This is a genomic window from Thermodesulfobacteriota bacterium (assembly GCA_035559815.1).
Taxonomy (GTDB): domain Bacteria; phylum Desulfobacterota_D; class UBA1144; order Nemesobacterales; family CSP1-2; genus DATMAT01.
Genome location: DATMAT010000020.1, coordinates 137,332 through 154,643, shown reverse-complemented (window position 1 = coordinate 154,643; position 17,312 = coordinate 137,332). Strand labels below are relative to the sequence as shown.

General features: G+C 44.9%; 17 protein-coding genes, 2 tRNA genes and 1 other RNA gene. 13 read left to right on the top strand and 7 right to left on the bottom strand.

The features are described from left to right. The first annotated feature begins 238 nt into the window (after positions 1 to 238). Both VNN20_05265 and VNN20_05260 read left to right on the top strand, forming a co-directional pair. Positions 239 to 817, top strand: coding sequence for an HNH endonuclease (locus VNN20_05265; GenBank protein HWP91585.1), 579 nt, complete (start codon positions 239 to 241; stop codon positions 815 to 817). A gap of 162 nt (positions 818 to 979) precedes the next feature. Next, positions 980 to 3,304, top strand: coding sequence for a hypothetical protein (locus VNN20_05260; GenBank protein HWP91584.1), 2,325 nt, complete (start codon positions 980 to 982; stop codon positions 3,302 to 3,304). A gap of 132 nt (positions 3,305 to 3,436) precedes the next feature. Here the strand turns inward: VNN20_05260 and VNN20_05255 are convergent. From VNN20_05255 to VNN20_05245, 3 genes are all read right to left on the bottom strand, one after another. Beyond that, positions 3,437 to 3,521: transfer RNA gene (locus tag VNN20_05255), tRNA-Leu, on the bottom strand. 93 nt (positions 3,522 to 3,614) lie between these two features. Continuing rightward, positions 3,615 to 4,187 (bottom strand): NUDIX hydrolase, encoded by a 573-nt coding sequence (locus tag VNN20_05250; GenBank protein ID HWP91583.1) that lies wholly within the window; start codon positions 4,185 to 4,187, stop codon positions 3,615 to 3,617. A 296-nt stretch (positions 4,188 to 4,483) separates the two neighbouring features. Next, the gene (locus VNN20_05245; GenBank protein HWP91582.1) at positions 4,484 to 5,491 is read right to left on the bottom strand and encodes a radical SAM protein; all 1,008 of its coding nucleotides are present in this window, start codon (positions 5,489 to 5,491) and stop codon (positions 4,484 to 4,486) included. Between the two features lie 138 nt (positions 5,492 to 5,629). Here VNN20_05245 and VNN20_05240 point away from each other — a divergent pair, with 138 nt between their 5' ends. Together VNN20_05240 and VNN20_05235 are read left to right on the top strand one after the other, a co-directional pair. Continuing rightward, positions 5,630 to 6,313: a DUF434 domain-containing protein gene (locus VNN20_05240; protein HWP91581.1), complete on the top strand. Its 684-nt coding sequence runs from the start codon at positions 5,630 to 5,632 to the stop codon at positions 6,311 to 6,313. Positions 6,314 to 6,540: 227 nt separating this feature from the next. Beyond that, entirely contained in the window at positions 6,541 to 6,936 is a 396-nt protein-coding gene (locus tag VNN20_05235; protein ID HWP91580.1) for a response regulator, read from the top strand. A gap of 176 nt (positions 6,937 to 7,112) precedes the next feature. Here the strand turns inward: VNN20_05235 and VNN20_05230 are convergent, their stop codons facing one another. After that, entirely contained in the window at positions 7,113 to 7,871 is a 759-nt protein-coding gene (locus VNN20_05230; protein HWP91579.1) for an enoyl-CoA hydratase/isomerase family protein, read from the bottom strand. 282 nt (positions 7,872 to 8,153) lie between these two features. On the opposite strand from VNN20_05230, the gene VNN20_05225 reads away from it, so the two are divergent. From VNN20_05225 to recR, 6 genes are all read left to right on the top strand, one after another. Continuing rightward, positions 8,154 to 8,549: a cytochrome c gene (locus VNN20_05225; GenBank protein HWP91578.1), complete on the top strand. Its 396-nt coding sequence runs from the start codon at positions 8,154 to 8,156 to the stop codon at positions 8,547 to 8,549. Positions 8,550 to 8,678: 129 nt separating this feature from the next. Continuing rightward, positions 8,679 to 8,771: transfer RNA gene (locus tag VNN20_05220), tRNA-Ser, on the top strand. A 225-nt stretch (positions 8,772 to 8,996) separates the two neighbouring features. Next, positions 8,997 to 9,095: signal recognition particle sRNA small type (gene ffs, locus VNN20_05215), an RNA gene on the top strand. 22 nt (positions 9,096 to 9,117) lie between these two features. Continuing rightward, positions 9,118 to 10,782 carry a DNA polymerase III subunit gamma/tau gene (gene dnaX, locus VNN20_05210; protein ID HWP91577.1) on the top strand — a complete coding sequence of 555 codons (1,665 nt, stop codon included), beginning with the start codon at positions 9,118 to 9,120 and terminating at the stop codon, positions 10,780 to 10,782. A 4-nt stretch (positions 10,783 to 10,786) separates the two neighbouring features. Then, entirely contained in the window at positions 10,787 to 11,110 is a 324-nt protein-coding gene (locus VNN20_05205) for a YbaB/EbfC family nucleoid-associated protein (GenBank protein ID HWP91576.1), read from the top strand. Positions 11,111 to 11,296: 186 nt separating this feature from the next. Beyond that, positions 11,297 to 11,902, top strand: coding sequence for a recombination mediator RecR (gene recR, locus VNN20_05200; GenBank protein HWP91575.1), 606 nt, complete (start codon positions 11,297 to 11,299; stop codon positions 11,900 to 11,902). Between the two features lie 146 nt (positions 11,903 to 12,048). Here the strand turns inward: recR and VNN20_05195 are convergent, their stop codons facing one another. From VNN20_05195 to VNN20_05185, 3 genes are all read right to left on the bottom strand, one after another. Beyond that, entirely contained in the window at positions 12,049 to 12,600 is a 552-nt protein-coding gene (locus tag VNN20_05195) for a hypothetical protein (GenBank protein ID HWP91574.1), read from the bottom strand. A gap of 193 nt (positions 12,601 to 12,793) precedes the next feature. Beyond that, positions 12,794 to 14,179: a sigma-54 dependent transcriptional regulator gene (locus tag VNN20_05190; GenBank protein HWP91573.1), complete on the bottom strand. Its 1,386-nt coding sequence runs from the start codon at positions 14,177 to 14,179 to the stop codon at positions 12,794 to 12,796. A gap of 74 nt (positions 14,180 to 14,253) precedes the next feature. After that, entirely contained in the window at positions 14,254 to 15,522 is a 1,269-nt protein-coding gene (locus VNN20_05185) for an ATP-binding protein (GenBank protein ID HWP91572.1), read from the bottom strand. Positions 15,523 to 16,023: 501 nt separating this feature from the next. Between VNN20_05185 and VNN20_05180 the strand changes: the two genes are divergently transcribed. The 3 genes from VNN20_05180 to VNN20_05170 all read left to right on the top strand — a co-directional run bounded on the left by VNN20_05180 (position 16,024) and on the right by VNN20_05170 (position 17,304). Next, a complete protein-coding gene (locus VNN20_05180; GenBank protein HWP91571.1) occupies positions 16,024 to 16,269 on the top strand; it encodes a hypothetical protein in 246 nt (81 codons plus the stop codon). Between the two features lie 244 nt (positions 16,270 to 16,513). Beyond that, on the top strand, positions 16,514 to 16,936 hold the full coding sequence (locus tag VNN20_05175; protein HWP91570.1) for a septal ring lytic transglycosylase RlpA family protein: 423 nt from the start codon (positions 16,514 to 16,516) through the stop codon (positions 16,934 to 16,936). 23 nt (positions 16,937 to 16,959) lie between these two features. After that, positions 16,960 to 17,304 carry a hypothetical protein gene (locus VNN20_05170; GenBank protein ID HWP91569.1) on the top strand — a complete coding sequence of 115 codons (345 nt, stop codon included), beginning with the start codon at positions 16,960 to 16,962 and terminating at the stop codon, positions 17,302 to 17,304. The last annotated feature ends 8 nt before the right edge of the window (positions 17,305 to 17,312 follow it).

Below are 17,312 nucleotides of genomic sequence, written 5' to 3'. Positions count from 1 at the left end.
CACGGCGGATGAGATAGTCGTACACTGCCATCACGGCGTAAGAAGCCTGAGAGCAACCACATTCTTAAGAAACCTTGGATTCAAAAAGGTGAAAAGCCTTAAAGGCGGAATAGACGAGTGGGCCATCAACTACGACCCGCTTATGCCGAGATATTAGAGGCTGATTTACTTATGACTTTTCCTTTACGTACGCTATGGGGAAATAATTCCGCATAATCACCAGTTAGGCATATTTTGAATGCCTACTAGAGAAAAGGGACAGATTATAAAAGATATTTGCTTTGCCTTGTCTGCTGGAAATGAGCAGGAGGCGAAGGATATTGCACGCCGAGAGTATCCTTTTGAAATTACTGAACGCTCAAAACGTAGAATTACAGATGTTGTGCGCACCAAAATATTTATTCGTGATGGCTTCATTGATCGTTATTCAGGACAAAAGCTCGTTTATCCCGGAACAATTATGCTTCTAACAGTTCTCTTACCGAAAGAATTTCCTTACCATCCAGCCTGGAAGATGGATGCCAGTCATGTTTTCTTGTGGGAGCTTTGGCCCACCATAGATCATGTGTTTCCAGTTGCTAAAGGAGGCGCGAATGATGAGTCCAATTGGGTTTGTACATCAATGTTGAGGAACGGAATCAAATCCAATTGGACTTTAGATGAAATCGGATGGGAATTATTACCGCCCGGAGATTTCAGCGAGTGGGATGGCTTAATTCACTGGTTTATTGATTATGTGGCAAAGCACAAAGGCGTTCTTGAGAATAGAGAGATAAACAGGTGGTATCAGACAGGAGTAAAATGCCTGAAAGTGTAAGCCCATTGTACGATTCTTAATAACGCAAAGCAACCAGCCGCAAACCAGTTGTGGCTGGCATAAACACGTTAAAGCTTAGATTACATCCTTGACTAAAAACCCTAAGTTACATTAGGATATACAGCCTTGCTTCACAGAAAATAAAACCTAGTCCTGTCATATATGTCAGATAAAATCAATTCGCCAGAAATAAAAAATGGTAGGGGAATCTACCGAACCTCACTCCTTATCGGAATCTTCTTAATCTCGGCATCCGGGCTCATGCTGGAGATTACGCTCACGCGCATCTTCTCCGCGACTATATGGTATCACTACGCATTCATCGCCATCTCCGTTGCCCTTTTCGGCTGGGGTTTGGGTGGATTCTTCCTCCACGTGCTTAAGGAAAAGGGGATTATAAAATCCAATCCCGGCTCGCTGGCGACTGCATCGCTTCTATATTCCATCTCCATCCCTTTATTCCTCTGGATTATCATCAGCCTTCCAGCCACTCCTGATTATCTGAGCCTTTACTTTATAACATCGGTCGTCCCCTTTTTCATTGCCGGTGCTGCGCTTGGGCAAGCATTCGATATTTTTAGGAGACTCATCGGGAAACTCTACTTTTCAGATTTGATAGGAGCCTCCTTTGGAGCTTTGGCCATTACCTTAGTACTTGGACTTCTGGGCGGAGAATCAGCCACTCTCTTTATCGGGATGCTTGCCGGAGCGGCTTCAATATCTTTTTCCACACATCACCCCAAGTTTTACAAGACGAAAACCTTCTACCTTTCTTTAGCCTCTATATTTACTATTGTTCTTTTAATAGTCTTGAACGGTCAATTTCAGATACTCACCATTAAAAAAGCCCCTTCCAAAGGCTTATACCAGCACATGGAGTCGGACCCCGGGCTCCATATAGTCTTCACCGGATGGAATTCCTACTCCAGGATCGACGGCGTCGAGGGATTCGACCCTCCGCATATCGCCAGGATCTATATTGACTCGGACGCCTGGACTAACGTAGTCAGGTGGGACGGTAATACAGAAAGCATTTCCGAAGAGGCTACGGACTGGTTCCGGTATATGCCCTTCCACCTCAGGCAACAACCGAAAGCCCTCATAATCGGGCCGGGCGGTGGAGTGGATGTCCTCCTTTCTTTGGTAGCCGGAAGTAAAAACGTGACTGCGGTAGAACTTAACCCACTGATAGTCGATTTCGTCAGAAGTTACGGCGAGAAAGCGGGAAACATCTACAATAACCAAAATGTTAACCTAGTCCTGGACGAAGGACGGAACTTCATTAGCCGGTCGAATGATAAGTACGACATTATTTCACTTAGCTTCGTTGACTCCTGGGCGTCGGTTTCATCAGGAGGTCTGGCGCTTTCCGAAAACTATCTTTACACCACCGAGGCGTTTCAAGAGTATTTTGATCATCTAACCGATGGCGGAATACTGGTCTTCATAAGATGGCAGGTAGATATCCCCAGGCTGGTCTCTAATGCAATCTCCATGATGAAGAACTACGGAATTCCACCTAAGCTTGCCGGAAATCATATTGCGATTTTATTAGAAGACAGGCCAAGAGAGAACGAGCCTACCCAGATGATTTTCATGCTGAAAAAGACGCCGTTCTCAAAAGAAGAGAGCCTAAGAATAAAGAATCTATCGTCAGAGTATAATCCGGTTCATATTCCGCATATTGCTTCTTCATCCCCTTACCAGGAGCTTTTCGGTGGAAAGATTACCCCAGACCAGTTCTATGCTTATTTTGACCACAAAGTCGACCCGGTCAAAGACGATAGCCCATTTTATTTTGCCATCGAAAAGCCATACGGGATTCCCAGCTATCTGATGAAGCTCATTTTGATACCGGTCATAGCTACACTGTTATTTTTCGGTTTCTCCATTTCCTACAGTAATGAAATGATTGGATTAAAAGGCGGGCTTCTTGTCATTTACTTTGTAGCGCTTGGCCTTGGGTTCATGCTGGTAGAAATATCCATACTCCAGAAATTCATACTGCTTTTGGGACACCCCATTTTCACTCTATCGGTGATACTTTTTTCTCTCCTCCTATCCGGCGGTATAGGCAGTTACTTGAGCGGCCGCTTTGAAGAAAAAGCCCTCTTGAGACGGATGGGTATGGTGTGCCTGCTTATATTTCTTATTTCCACAATATATGCATTATCTTTGCCATTTCTCATTAAGATTTTCCTTCCCTTTTCTATCGAAACGAGGATAGCTGTCACTTTTATCCTACTATTCCCGCTCGGCCTTCTGATGGGAATGCCGTTTCCGCTGGGAATCCGGGTAGTAAGCAATTTATTAAAAACCGGGGTTCCCTTCTACTGGGGGCTAAACGGTATTATGTCCGTATTCGGCTCGATAGCCGCGGTCATTATAGGGGTGGGGATAGGCTTTACATTCACGACGCTAGCCGGCAGCCTGTCTTATCTAATCGCCGCTCTTTGTGTTACTGTGATTTCTACTAAGCTTAAATAAATCAGGATGCAAGGCTTCTTCGTGAGGGTAGTCGAACGATGCAGGACACATGATTAGCAACTTTTTACATGTATCTTCTATCCTTTCATTCGTGTACATTAGTGTTAATCCGTGGCTTAACAACTTTAGGAGTGGGCAGGAAGGGAGTCGAACCCTTACGAGCGTGAAGCTCAGCGGCTTTTGAGGCCGCCGCGTCTGCCTGTTCCGCCACCTGCCCTTGTTTAGGTTGGGAATATATTATTCTTGTTAAAGGATAAAGAATCAATAGTAGGGGCGACCCGGCGGGTCGCCCCTACAGAAAAAACTCATTTCACCTTGACCCATTATACAGGTAATACCAATAGAAAGCGGAAATGACCAGTGAATGGGTAATCTTGCCCTCGGCAACCAAGCTCGGAATACTCTCGACCGGCGTCACAAAGCAAGCTATATCCTCCGTGCCCTCAAAATTCGGCTCTTTAATCTTTACTGCATCCTTGGCCAGAAAAGTGTGGCAGGTATTATCCTGGATCGCCGGGTTTGGGTGAACCTTCCCCAAAAAAATCCAGTCATCGGATATATAGCCGGTTTCCTCCAGTAACTCTCGCTTTGCCGACTCGAGCGGGGTCTCACCCGGGTCGACCATACCGCCGGGAATTTCCAGGGTAAGAGACTGAACCCCGTGCCTATATTGTTTTATCAAAATTATCTCCCGCTCTGGTGTAATCGCCACCACATTCGTCCAGTCAGGAGCTTCGATCACATAAAAATCGTGGCTCTTTCCAGTCACCGGAGAAGAGCTTATATCCCTTCTGGTAGAGAAAACCCTATAAAAATTCAGCTTCTCAGATTTGACTAGGTTCCACTTTTTGATCATGGGATAGAGATTACCATCTCGTAACATATATTCATACTCTCACAATCTCTAAAGAGAATATGAAACTGTCACTCTAGCGAGGTTAGTCTACCAATCACCTCGTTTAACTCGGACCGGCCTTTCCGGTAGTCGGAATGTTTTTTAGTTGTAGGGAACAGCATACCTATACTGGTCGAAGTATATGCGTTCTTTACAAAAGCCTAAATCATGAATCCCGCAAACACACAAAGATAACAAGAAAGCCTGACATGAACTGGCCGAGTGAACTACTTGCTTATACGATTAGAAGCTAGATTCTAGCAAGTCACCTGAAGACATTAAAATCAATGCATCCAGCGGACATCAAAGCGATGAAGTCCCTCCTCCCGGGCTATCTTCAACGCTTCCTCATACTCGGCGCGGTTAGTAGAACGGTTAATATCCTTGTATTTTTGGGGAAGCTTTAAAACCCTGCCCTCCGGTCGGTACTGGTCCATGACATTCACATATGTATCCCTGGATACCTCATTGGCGATGAAACGGAAAATCTCTCGTGTGCCGGCTACCCGGTTGGGCATAACCAAATGACGGACAAGGACACCGCGGAGCGCCAGGCCGTTTTCATCGAACCTAAGCAGGCCTACTTGTCGGTGCATCTCCTTCACCGCGGCCCGGGCAACCTCCGGATAGTCCCTTGCCGCCATATAGAAGAAGGAGAGATCTCTATCCCAGAACTTGATATCCGGCATATATATGTCCACAATGCCGTCCATTATCTCAAGGGAGTGAAAAGAGTCATAGGCGCTGGTGTTATATACAATCGGCAACCTCAAACCCATCTCCATTGCTATGGGAATCGCTTCCATCACCTGAGGGACAACATGCTCCGGGGTGACAAAATTTATGTTATGGCAGCCCGTTTCCTGGAGATGAATCATGACCCTGGCCAGCTCTCCTGGCGTGAGCACTTGTCCGTTTCCCTCCCAGGATATATCAAAGTTCTGGCAGAAGACGCATTTGAGGTTGCAAAAAGAGAAGAAAATCGTGCCCGAGCCGTTCCAGCCCCTTAGGCAGTCCTCCTCGCCAAAGTGTGGAAAGGCGCTGGCAACATAGGCGTAACGGCCGGTTCTACAAACAGCGGTCTTGTTTTCCAGCCGATTTACATGGCAATTACGCGGGCAAACCTCACAGCTCTCCAGCACTCGAAGAGCCTGCTCTACCTTTTCATCGAATATGTGTTTGTCGGTCTCATAGGAACGAATATAGGCAGGGACAAAATTCCTTCGAGGAATAACCCACTTAGATTGGGAGATATAATCCGGAGGTTGCCTCCTGAATATCCTGTCTAACATATTACCACCCCCAATTATCAACTATCCAAAATTATAATATTTCGGAAGAGCAGTCTCAAATAGGCCCAATGTTTTCAAATAGACTTTTAATTTCAGGCTCTATTTTGATTTTATGGTTGAAATGTAGAGAATATAATCGTGGTTGATAAGGAAAAGGTCATCGCCGCAAGCCGGGATTACCTCTATTTAAAAAGGAGGGGCTACTCTACTCGTTCCATCCTGGAGATAGTAGGAAACCATTTTCAACTTAATACCGAAGAGCGAAACGTGCTTTTCAGAGGATTTTTCACCAAAGGTGAAATTAAAGCCAGAGGAAACAAAATAGTGGGCGAGAGACAAATAAAAGGGAAACTACTTAAAGTCGACGGTTATAATCAACTTATCACCATCGAATCCTATCGAAAAGGAAATTTTGTCTTTATTGCCAGAGATGGGGTGGTTAGAGATTCAGCCTCGGTTCACCGCTCCTATAAATTAAGCCCATTCACAGAGGAGATTTTAGACAAGCTTCTGCGAGAGATAGGTGGCCTAGGGCTCGAAGGGATAGAATTCTACTTTGATAGACCGGTATCCTTCTCCGGTGAGTTATGCAAGATGGTAAATCAACTAATGTTGAAATACGACTTGAATGGCAAGGCAGAAACAGTAGAAAACCCGGATTACATTTTAAAAAAAGCCGAGCTGGTGGCCACTTCCGATTCGATCATAATTAAGTTGGCTGCGAATATATTCGACCTGGCCGGATGGTTTATACGTCACATCTGGAGGGGGAATTTGGTAGACCTCGGCTCTAGCTCACGAGAAACCCTAAATATAACTTAGTTTAGGACAAATAATTCTCCTAACCTCTAGACAAAAGTTATAAGCATACATTCCGAATTAAGCTTATAGAAAATCAAAAAAGATAACGGCAAAGAGTAAAAAGGCTTAAGCTGATAATATAGTATAATACCGTGATATAAGATAAATCCGACTAAAGTCTCATTCAATTTAGTCCAACCCAACCATATCTTATTGCCATGTCCAAAACCAAGGGTAGTAAAGGAAAGATGACAAAGAAAGGAAAAAGAAAGAAAAGCGCGAAGAAAAGGATCCTGGTTGTAGACGATGACGAAATCATTGTCGGTTTAGTGAAGGAAATATTAGAGGGAGAAGGGTTTAAGGTGGAGGTTGCAAGAGACGGAATGGAAGGCCTGGAAAAGATAAAGAAAGATGGATACGATGCAATAATCTCCAACATGAATATGCCTCGAATGAAAGGCGATAAGCTCTACTTGGAAGTGAAAGGGTTAAGTCCAACTCTGGCAAAAAAAATAATATTTATCTCGGGAATCATAAACGATTTTATTAAGTCGACCGGAAATCCGTACCTGAAGAAACCCTTCTCTCGAGAGGAACTCGTAAAAACAGTCAAGGATATCATCGGGTCATACAAAAAATCATAAGATAAAAGCAGATTCCAAAAATTCCTAGTTAGCGTTAATCTAACAAACGTTACGAAAGTCTTCAGGCTTCCGTAAATATATGTAGCCTTAAAGACCTCCATCAGGAATAAATTCTTGCTGATAAATAACCTTAACCCAGGGGGGTCAGACTGAACCCAACAGATAAAGTGGGATACTTAATCGCGGATCTTTATTTTCTCCAAATTCTCCCAGGTGCTTTCAGAATACCAAATTTCTACGAACTCCAGGATGGAATTTATCTCCCTCTTGTTTATTTCCTCTCCCACGGGTCTCCTAAGAAGCATCTTTATACTGTGAAACGCATCGCCATTCTTACTGGCAAGGTCCCTGGCCGTCTTCCTGGCCGCTTCATCAAGATTCTCCTTTGATACCACTTCATCGATCAACCCTAATCCTCTTGCCTCCTCTGCGGAATACATCTTCCCGGAGTAGAGAATACGCTCTGCATTTCTTCCGCCGACCCAATGTTTAAGGATAGAGACGGCACTGGCAAACACCGACGAGCCAAAGGTTATCTCGTTCAAGGAGATCTTTGCCTTATCGGAAACCATAAGACGGTAATCACAGGCTATGGCAAGCATGCATCCACCGGCAACTGCGTGACCGTTTAGAGCCGCTATGACCGGCTTCGGGTACTGAAAAATATAGCTTATCAGTTCGGTAAACTTAGCCAGGAATCTGGTGAACGCGTCTTTTGGATAACTCAAAAATTCGGGAACATCAAGGCCAAAAGAGAAGAAGCTACCTACACCGGTCAGGATTATAGCCTTCACCTGGGCGTTCGGCTTATCGGCTAGTTTTTGAAGGCATTCATAAAGCTCTTCCACCAAGGGTTCATTGAGAGCGTTTACTTTCGGCCGGTTAATAGTAACAACTGCGATGTCTTCATCAATGGAAAGATTTATGAAGCCCATATTCTCCTCCTAACGTTTTATGGTGAAAGTTCGAGTTTCTCTAATGTTTTCATACCTCACCACCAAATAAACAGATTATTAAGAATCCAATCCGGATTTTTGATACCCGCTTTCCTTTTAACAACTTATTTTAACCTTTTCATCATGCTTATTCCACAATCCTGTTCCTGGTAAGAGAACCTTTAGCCTGCTCCTTAACAAATTTGGAAAACCGTATAAAATACATATCTTCAAATGGAGATTCATACCAAATAAAATAGATGCAACAAAGGAGAAACGTCAATGAATAAGACTTTTACATCGCTTTTGGTTTTAGCTTTATTTTTTTCTTTGTACCTAAGCTTTGCGGCTGTTAAAGCCGAAACAAAAGGCGACCCCGCAGCGGGAAAGGAGAAGTATGACCAGATTTGTGCCTCCTGTCATGGACCTGGGGGAAAGGGAGACGGTCCGGCGGCGGCAGCTCTCGACCCAAAGCCCAGAGATTTGAGCGATGCTCCTTACGTATCCACACTCACCGACGAGCACATATTCAAGACAATCAAAGAGGGCGGTGCGGCAGTGGGTAAATCACCGTTGATGCCGGCCTGGGGCGGTGCTTTGTCCGACGACGATATTTGGAACGTTATCGCCTACATAAGGAAAGATATTTGTAAGTGTGAGTATAAAGCACAACAATAGCCGGTCTGGAAGTGAGGCGTGATTCTCCCGCCTCACTTCCAACCAAAACCACATAACCAGTAGAACCCATTTTTTGAACACATACGCCCTTGATGTTACAATCTCTTTCCAAGTTCAGCGTGTGCTAATGGAGAGGTGACCGAGTGGCCGAAGGTGCACGCCTGGAAAGCGTGTAGGGGGTCAAAAGCTCCCTCGTGGGTTCGAATCCCACCCTCTCCGCCAGTGTGTAAAGCAATCTAGCCACGAATTAACACGAATGAGCACTAATGTAAATCGATTAAGGGTAAACTATAATACTAAATACCAAAGGCATGATGTACGATACTCGTTGCAAGCAAAAAACTTTTTATAGATCCTGCACTATGTATTACGAATCGTGTATCTTTATTATTCGTGTCAATTTGTGTTCATTTGTGGCTAAACATAAAAAATAACCTAAGTTCCAGCTAGCTAGGCCCGTGCGGCAGGGACTTGCAAACCCCGCCAGGCCTGGAAGGGAGCAACGGTAGTAAGACCCCCTGAGCGTTGCGGCAAACCTGGCTAGCTGGTTTAAATCTTAAGGTGACTAATGTCCTACTTGGTTCTTGCCAGAAAATGGAGGCCTAAGACATTCGATGATGTTATCGGCCAGGAATATATCACCCAAACACTCAGGAATGCTGTATCTACAGGCAAAATCGCCCATGCCCTGATTTTTTCCGGCCCTAGAGGAATAGGCAAGACCTCGACCGCCCGAATCGTAGCCAAGGCTCTAAACTGCGAGAAGGGACCGACTCCGGAGCCTTGCTCAACCTGCACCTTTTGCCAGGAGATATCCGAGGGAAAATCATTTGATGTGATCGAAATCGACGCCGCATCCCACACCGGAGTGAACGATGTTAGGGAAATCATAGAGAACATAAAGTACTTACCCTCCTCCGGAAAAACAAAGATTTACATAATCGACGAGGCACACATGCTCTCCCAGTCCGCCTTCAACGCCCTTCTCAAGACCCTGGAAGAACCCCCCCCACACGTGCTCTTTATTCTGGCTACCACCGACGTTCACAAGATCCCGGTAACCATTTTGTCCCGTTGCCAAAGGTACGATTTCAAGAAGGTTCCGACAGAGAAGATAAAAGAGAGGTTGAGATTGGTAATATCTACGGAAGGGATAGAGATTCCCGACCAGACCTTATACCTGATATCCCAGGAGGCGGACGGCGGCCTTCGAGATGCTCTAAGCCTGCTAGACCAGCTTGTAGCCACATTTGGCTTGGAAATTAAGCACGATGAGGCGGCAAAGATTCTAGGGATACTAGACCGGTCATTGTTGAGATCAACCCTAAAATCAATCTTCAACAAAGACCCCAAGCGCTGCCTGGAAATATTGAACGAAGTGAGCAACAAGGGTATAAGCCCCAGACGATTTGCTGAAGACCTGTTAAAGACGATGAGGGACGTCCTGGTGATAAAAGCCTGCGGCAAGGAAGCAGTTCCCGGGCTTTCCGATGAGGAAAAGAGAGAGCTTGAAGCCCTATCTCAAGGACAAAGTGTGGAGAACCTGGAAGTTCTTTTCAACCTCATGCTCCAGGGTTCTGAGGACGTCAACAGGTCGTTTTATCCAAGAATGGCCCTGGAAGCAACGCTGATTAAGCTCGCCATACTGCATACTACGGTACCGCTTGAGGAAATCCTCAGGAAAATCGAAGCCCTTCATAAGAGAATCGCCGGCGGCAACCCCATTCCGCACCAATCAGACGATTCCTCCAAAAAAGACGTAAAGGAATTTTTAGAGTCTAGGGATTCTTCCTACGAACCCGACCCCGTCGACCTGTCTATAGAACCGGAGGGAACCAAAAAAAAGCCTGCTGGCTCCGGAATGGAAGACTTTATCAAGTTCGTAAAATCAAAAAAACCCATCACCGGAACCAGCCTGGAGAACGCAGAGAAAATCTACCTCGATAACGGAATGATGAAGATTGAATTCCCTTCCTCCTCAATTCACTCCGACCGCCTTTCCCGTCCTGAGGGCATGGAAAACCTGAGAAACCTTTTAAAGGAATTCTTTGAACAGGACTTTAGGGTTAAAATCGAGGTAAAGGCCCCATCAGGAATAGAAGCTAATTCATCCCCCCTTAAGGAACAAATCGCCAATAACCGGGAGGAGATCCACAGAGACCCCATAGTGAAGGATGCGCTTGAAATCTTCGGAGGCAGGGTAGTTAAAACAAAACCCAAGGAAAAGGAGTGAAACCATGAAATTTGGTGGAAACTTACAGAATATGTTGAAGCAGGCTCAAAAGGTCAAGGAGCAGATGGAAAAGCTTCAGGCCGAAGCCGGGGAGAAAACCGTAGAGGCCACCTCTGGAGGGGGGATGGTAACTGCGGTGGCAAAGGCTAAAGGGGAAGTCGTATCGATAAAAATCGAGCCCGAAATCGTAAGAGAGGGCGATATCGAGATGCTTCAGGACCTTATCACCGCGGCGGTCAACGAAGCCCTACACCGAGGCCAGGAGATCATGAAAGAAGAAGTGGCTAAAGCGGCATCGGGATTTGGCCTTCCTCCGGGACTTATCTAACGCTAATTTAGCCACGAATTGACACAGATAGACACGAATGAATGCAAGCAGGATTCAAGATTAAAGATACACGATGTAGGATACATGTAAAAAATATATAAATTACCCAAGATGCCTCGTGCACTATGATTATCCATCGTTTTATCAGTGTAAATTCGTGTTAATCCGTGGCTAAAAAATTGCATGATGACAAGAAAAGGCCTTCCCGAACCTATCTCCAGGCTGATTGAGGCTTTATGTAAGCTCCCCGGCATAGGGGAAAAAAATGCCACCCGGCTTTCATTCCATATTTTAAGGGCCCCGGCTGAATTCGCCGAGAGCCTGTCTAGAGCGATAATGGACACCAAAAGTAAAGTATCCTTATGCCCCGTCTGCTATAGCTTCACATCGGAAAAGCCTTGCGAAATTTGCCGAGACGAAAGAAGAGAGAAAACGACCATTTGCGTAGTGGAGGAGCCGCTCGATTTAATCGCTATAGAAAGAAGCGGCGAGTTCAACGGCAAATACCATGTGCTTCATGGGGTCATTTCCCCGATCGAAGGTGTCGGGCCCGAGGATTTAAAGATAAAAGAGCTGCTGGAGAGGCTGAGATCTGATAACGTGAAAGAGGTGATAATCGCCACCAACCCCAGCGTCGAGGGCGAAGCCACGGCGCTTTATCTGGCTAAGATTGTCAAACCCCTGGGAATAGAGGTGAGCCGCATCGCCCACGGCATCCCGGTCGGCGGAGACATCGAGTACATAGACGAAATAACTCTGGGCAAGGCATTAAGGGATAGGAAAAAGATGTGATTTGTAGCCACGAAAGAACACGAATGAGCACGAATTAACCGGTTGTTTGATTGGAAGTAAATCCATTTAAATAAAATTCTATTAACGGAAACTGGATTCCTGTTTCCACGGGAATGACAAAGTAGAAAGCAAAGGAATTTCTCTTTTTACTTCTCCTCAACCTGCATCATGAATCCAGAAGTGGTTACGTAAACCGCATAGGTTTTTTCCTCGGAAGGGTAGGTAAAAACGGTATTTCCATAGACGGCGGTAACAAAGGGCAGCTTGTGGCCGTATTTATGAAGCCAGCGCCAGACCGGGTCTTCCTCATTACCTACCAGACTATAAACGGTGGGTATGTTTCGGATTTCTTCTTGAGTGTCCACATATCGGCCACGCACCCTGGTGAGTTTATACATGGTATGAAGTCCCAGGAAGTTCAGCCAATCTTTCCACTTTAAGATATCGCCTTCGATAGACCATTGATCGCCCCTAATCATAAACTCCCGGGCTTTTTCTATTTCTCCATTCCTAACAAGCTTTAGCTCTATCCTCATGCCATCGACCCCGCTGTCCAAAGGAGTGGAGCGCACTATAGCCACCAATTCCTTCTTGGTAAAACCCTGGTAAGACTGTATAAAGGCGGTGAAGAATAAAGCCGCCGCAGAGGACAATATCCAGAGGAATATCAAAATGAATGAGAGCGCATTTTTAGTCAAGCCTACCTTTTTCGTTTCCTTGCCCCGAATACTCTGAATTGTTCTCACTAAAAGAGTAAAGACAGAATAAAGAAGTGTCGTAATTCCTAAGACCAAGGAGATGAAAAAGATATAAATAAGGATATTGCCGTCAAAAGGTAAATCTGAAAAAAAATCGAGAAAAGTAGCTGATAGGTATATGATTGCCTTCTTTTTAGTCCAGAAGCCCCATCTTTTTCATTCGATATCTCAGGACTTCTCTGGTAATACCCAGCATCTCGGCCGTCCTGGTTTGATTCCACTCGTTCAAATCCAACGCCTCCTTTATAACACTCTCTTCTACCTTGGTCAGAGAAAGATCCTCGAGCGGGATCTCCAGGATCATCTTGCCGTCTGATTTCTCCACTTTCACCACCTTTTTATCGCCCTCATCCTCTTCAAGCCGGATATATCTAGGGTTAAGCTCCTCGCCTTCGCTCAAAAGTACTGCCCTCTCGATTGTGCTTCTTAGTTCACGGACATTTCCGGGCCAATTGTAGTTCAAGAACGCCTCCTTCACTTCCTCCGGTATGTGAGTTATTTTTCTATGAAGGTCCTGGTTAAAATATTCAACAAAGTAATCGGCAAGTATAAGAATATCTTCTTTTCTTTGTCTTAGCGGAGGCATTTCAAAACTTATAACATTTAGCCTATGGTATAAATCCTCCCGGAAAAGCTTTTTATTTATAAGGTCCTTAATATCCTTATTAGTTGCTGCAATCACCCTTACATCAACGACGATATCCCTGGTTCCACCTATTCTTCTAAATGTTCTCTCCTCTATTACTTTCACCAACTTTGCCTGGAGTGTAAGACTCATATCCCCAATCTCATCGAGAAAGATAGTTCCCCGGTCAGCCAATTCGAAAATACCTTTCTTCATCTTCTTTGCATCGGTGAAAGCACCGGCTTCGTACCCGAAAAGCTCGCTTTCGAGGAGCGTTTCGGGAATAGCCGCACAGTTTACCTCTATGAAAGGTTTCTCCGCCCTTACCCCATTAAGATGAAGAATCTTTGCGGCGAGTCCTTTCCCCGTCCCACTTTCTCCGGTAATAAGAATAGTTTTGGGATCGGTATCGGCTAGCTTTTGGAAGAGGTCTATGATCTCTTTTCTGGCTTCACTCTGTCCTACCAGGGCATTAAATCCGTACTTCTCATGCTCCCTCATAGTAACAGCGCTTAGATTGCTCCTGAGTTCAACGGTATTTAGCGCATTTCGCACTATGATCTTCAATTTATCCACTAGGAATGGTTTCTCTATAAAATCATAAGCACCTAATTTGATTGCCGACACCGCTACTTCAACATTGGCATGAGCTGTCATCATAATTGTAGCCGGAGCAGGGTCGAGCTTGACCAAATTCTGAAGCACATCTATACCGCTAGCATCCGGAAGCTTTAAATCAAGAAGAACCAGGTCTGGATTTTCTTTCTTAGCAAATTCAATTCCTTCCTCTCCGGTAAATGCGGAAATTATGCTGTATCCTTCTTGAGAAAGCGCTTTTTCCAATTGCTTGGCCAGGAGCTTTTCGTCATCTATGATTAAAATAAGCGGGCTCATAGTATTACCTCAAACCACTGTCTCGGTAGAGCGAAACAGGTTGACTAGCTTTTGAACGAGTATATCCAAAGTCTTCACTCGCTCGTCAGATTCTTGGGAATCACGACAGTAAATGTAGATCCCTTTCCCTCTTCGCTCGAGATGAGGATTTTACCTTTATGCGTTTCGACAATTCTGCGGGATATAGAAAGACCAAGCCCGGTGCCGCGTTCTTTGGTCGAATGGAATGGTTGAAAGATTTTCTCTTTATTCTCCTCTGAAAGCCCACACCCGGTATCAGAGACGCTTATTTGCACTTGACCGTTTAAACTAGCGGTTTCGACGGTCAATTTCCCGATATTGTCGTTGATTGCATCAATCCCATTGATCAAAAGGTTTATGACCACCTGTTCAATCTGTTCTGGGTCGACCTGAAACTTCTCTTTGCATTCCAGCTTTTTCTCTATGGTTATCCCCTTTTCCTTAGCCTTGAGACTTACCAAGTTAAGGGCTGCCTCTACAACTTCGTTAGGGTCGCACTCGATTATGCTCAAACTCCGGGGATGACCGAGTAGGAAAAGCTCTTTTATGATGCGTTCGAGTCTGTTCAGTTCTTTAAGAATATCGGATATGGTTTGTTTGTGCTCGGGATTGGAAGCCTCGTTTTTCATAAGCTCAAGGGCAATGGCGATTCCGGAGAGCGGGTTCCTTATCTCGTGGGCGATTCCGGTTGCAAGTTCGCCTATGGCGGCAAGCTTTTCCGATTTTATGAGCTCTTCCTGTTTTTCTCTTATTTCTTTGGTTGCTTCCTCTATTTTTATTTCGAGCACTTCATTGAATCTTTTCATTTTGTCGAGGAGTTTCAGGTTTTCTGCGTTTTTCTTCTCAAGCTCCTTTTCGTGATACTCGATGCTCTCCAGCATGTTGTTGAAAGCCTGAGTGAGCATGGAGATTTCGCTGCTTCCGTCCAGATTTTCGACTCTATGCGATAAATTACCAGAAGCCACCTTCTGGGCAGCATCGGCCAAGCGAAGAATGGGCCTGGTGATCACCCGGGGGACGATGAACATCAAGGCTCCCCCAAATACAAGTACTATCCCTACAACGGTGAATATGGTTATATATGCATACTTCACCTGTTCGTCTGCAATTCTGATAGCCTCGGTAAGCATATCGTCGCTGAAGTATACTTGGGGGTTAGATTTCTGGTCCGAGATGAGACTAGACAAGGTGGAATACCTCCCCTTTATGTTGGAAGCATCCTTATCCAGCCTATAAATGCTGTAGATAGAAAACCCGCTTATTAACACCATCAGGAAAAACATAAGCGCGTATCCTAAGGTGATCTGCTTGGCAAGCTTCAATGAAAGAAAGTCCTCCCTCAAATAGTCAGGAACCCAATTGAAAATTCTACCTGTTTTCTCCAAATAAAAAATATTTATATTCGACCAGAAAGCTCGCATTTCCCTTGACAAGTGCAAATCCCATGCCATGCAAATACAGGGCTAAAAAATAATGTTTGAGGTATGATGCACGGTTTTCCTAGGATAAGATTGAAGGAGTTTGTGCAATACTACACAGCTCTTACTGTGTAGTATTGCACAGATGGGGATATTCTTTATTTTCCCTCCATCATATGCCCGGATAATCTACTATAAATATTGAGAATCGTGTGTATAAGGCAAATTGGTACAGACATTGCTATATTATCCCCCCCGATGGTAATAGATTTTTTTGTTCTCTATATCGGTTACGGCGTTTTACAAGCCCGTCGTTTTAAGGGCTGGTTTAACAACTCGGAATTTAGATTATGCAGTTATTGGGTATGCAAACAGAGGTGATGATAACATCGGAGGAAACCCAGAATGGATTTTTCCAGGGTCGTATATGAAGTCACTCAGATTGATCCTTTCACCGGATTAATTTGCCTACTCGACGAGGAGGGTCGAAAATCGGAAGTCAGAGTAGAGATTGGAAACAATGCCGCCCTCCTAACCGACATTAAAGAAGGAGACAAGCTGGAACTAGAGGTGAACGGTTGGAGGATAAGGTCGATCAGGAAAATAAACCCAGAGGAAAAAGTAGGTAATTCAAGAAATGGGAATTCTTAAATCACCAAACAACACTCATGAATGGGAACCCCGCCCGGCTTCTGGAATAGCTTATCGAAGACCGGACTTATAACTGCTTGATAGAAAGCACGAGTGGGTGAGTAAACACCGTGCCGCTCACCAGCACTCTATACCATCCTTCCTCAGCGACCGTTGTGGCTTATGGCTTTGAGCCGGGCCACAACGGTTTATTAAAGAAAGGAAGGAAAACAGAAGCTAATCCAACGGGAAAGGAGCATAAACGATGAGCACGTTAATAAAAGGAATATCTCTTTACCTAGCCTTATTGGTTCTCCCTTTTTTGTTCCTCTACCCTTCCGTCTACGGAAGAAACATCGTCAAAAATGGCCAGGAAATCGAGAAACATACCAAAATCGGTGTCGCCTCCTGGTATGGCAGAAGATTCCATGGGAGAAAAACGGCTAGCGGAACCCAATTTAACATGTATAGTTATACTGCGGCTCATAAAAGTCTGCCCCTGGGGACTAAAGTTAAAGTGATTAATCTAAAGAATGGCAAGAACGTTGTAGTCAAAATAAACGACCGGGGCCCTTATATAAAAGGGCGTATGATAGACCTGTCCTATGCCGCGGCCAAGTCAATCGACATCATAGAACCCGGGCTGGAGATGGTAAAGGTTGAGGTATTAGCACTTCCTAAAGGATAAACTTGCTAAGGGAGGTAAAAACCATGAGAAAACTTTCCCTGGTCCTGGTAGTTTCGGCTCTGTTAGCAATTATCCTCACAGGCACGAAACTCGACTCCTTTGCTGCAAACCTATCACAAATCATAATTGGTCAAGTTACCATGGTAGGGGATAGAATGCTTAGGATTAAAGAAGATGGAACTCAGAGGGAATATGAGCTCAGAGCCACTCCGGGCCAGTTGGTAAACGTAATCTCCGGATACAGGGTAGAGGCTAAGACAACAGATGGAAATCTTTCTTCTCTGACCATATTGGGTATGCCGATGAAAGCTGCGCCCGAACCCTTTCAGAAATGGACTGTGATAATAAAGCCTTCACCAACGCAGTGATCGTTTGG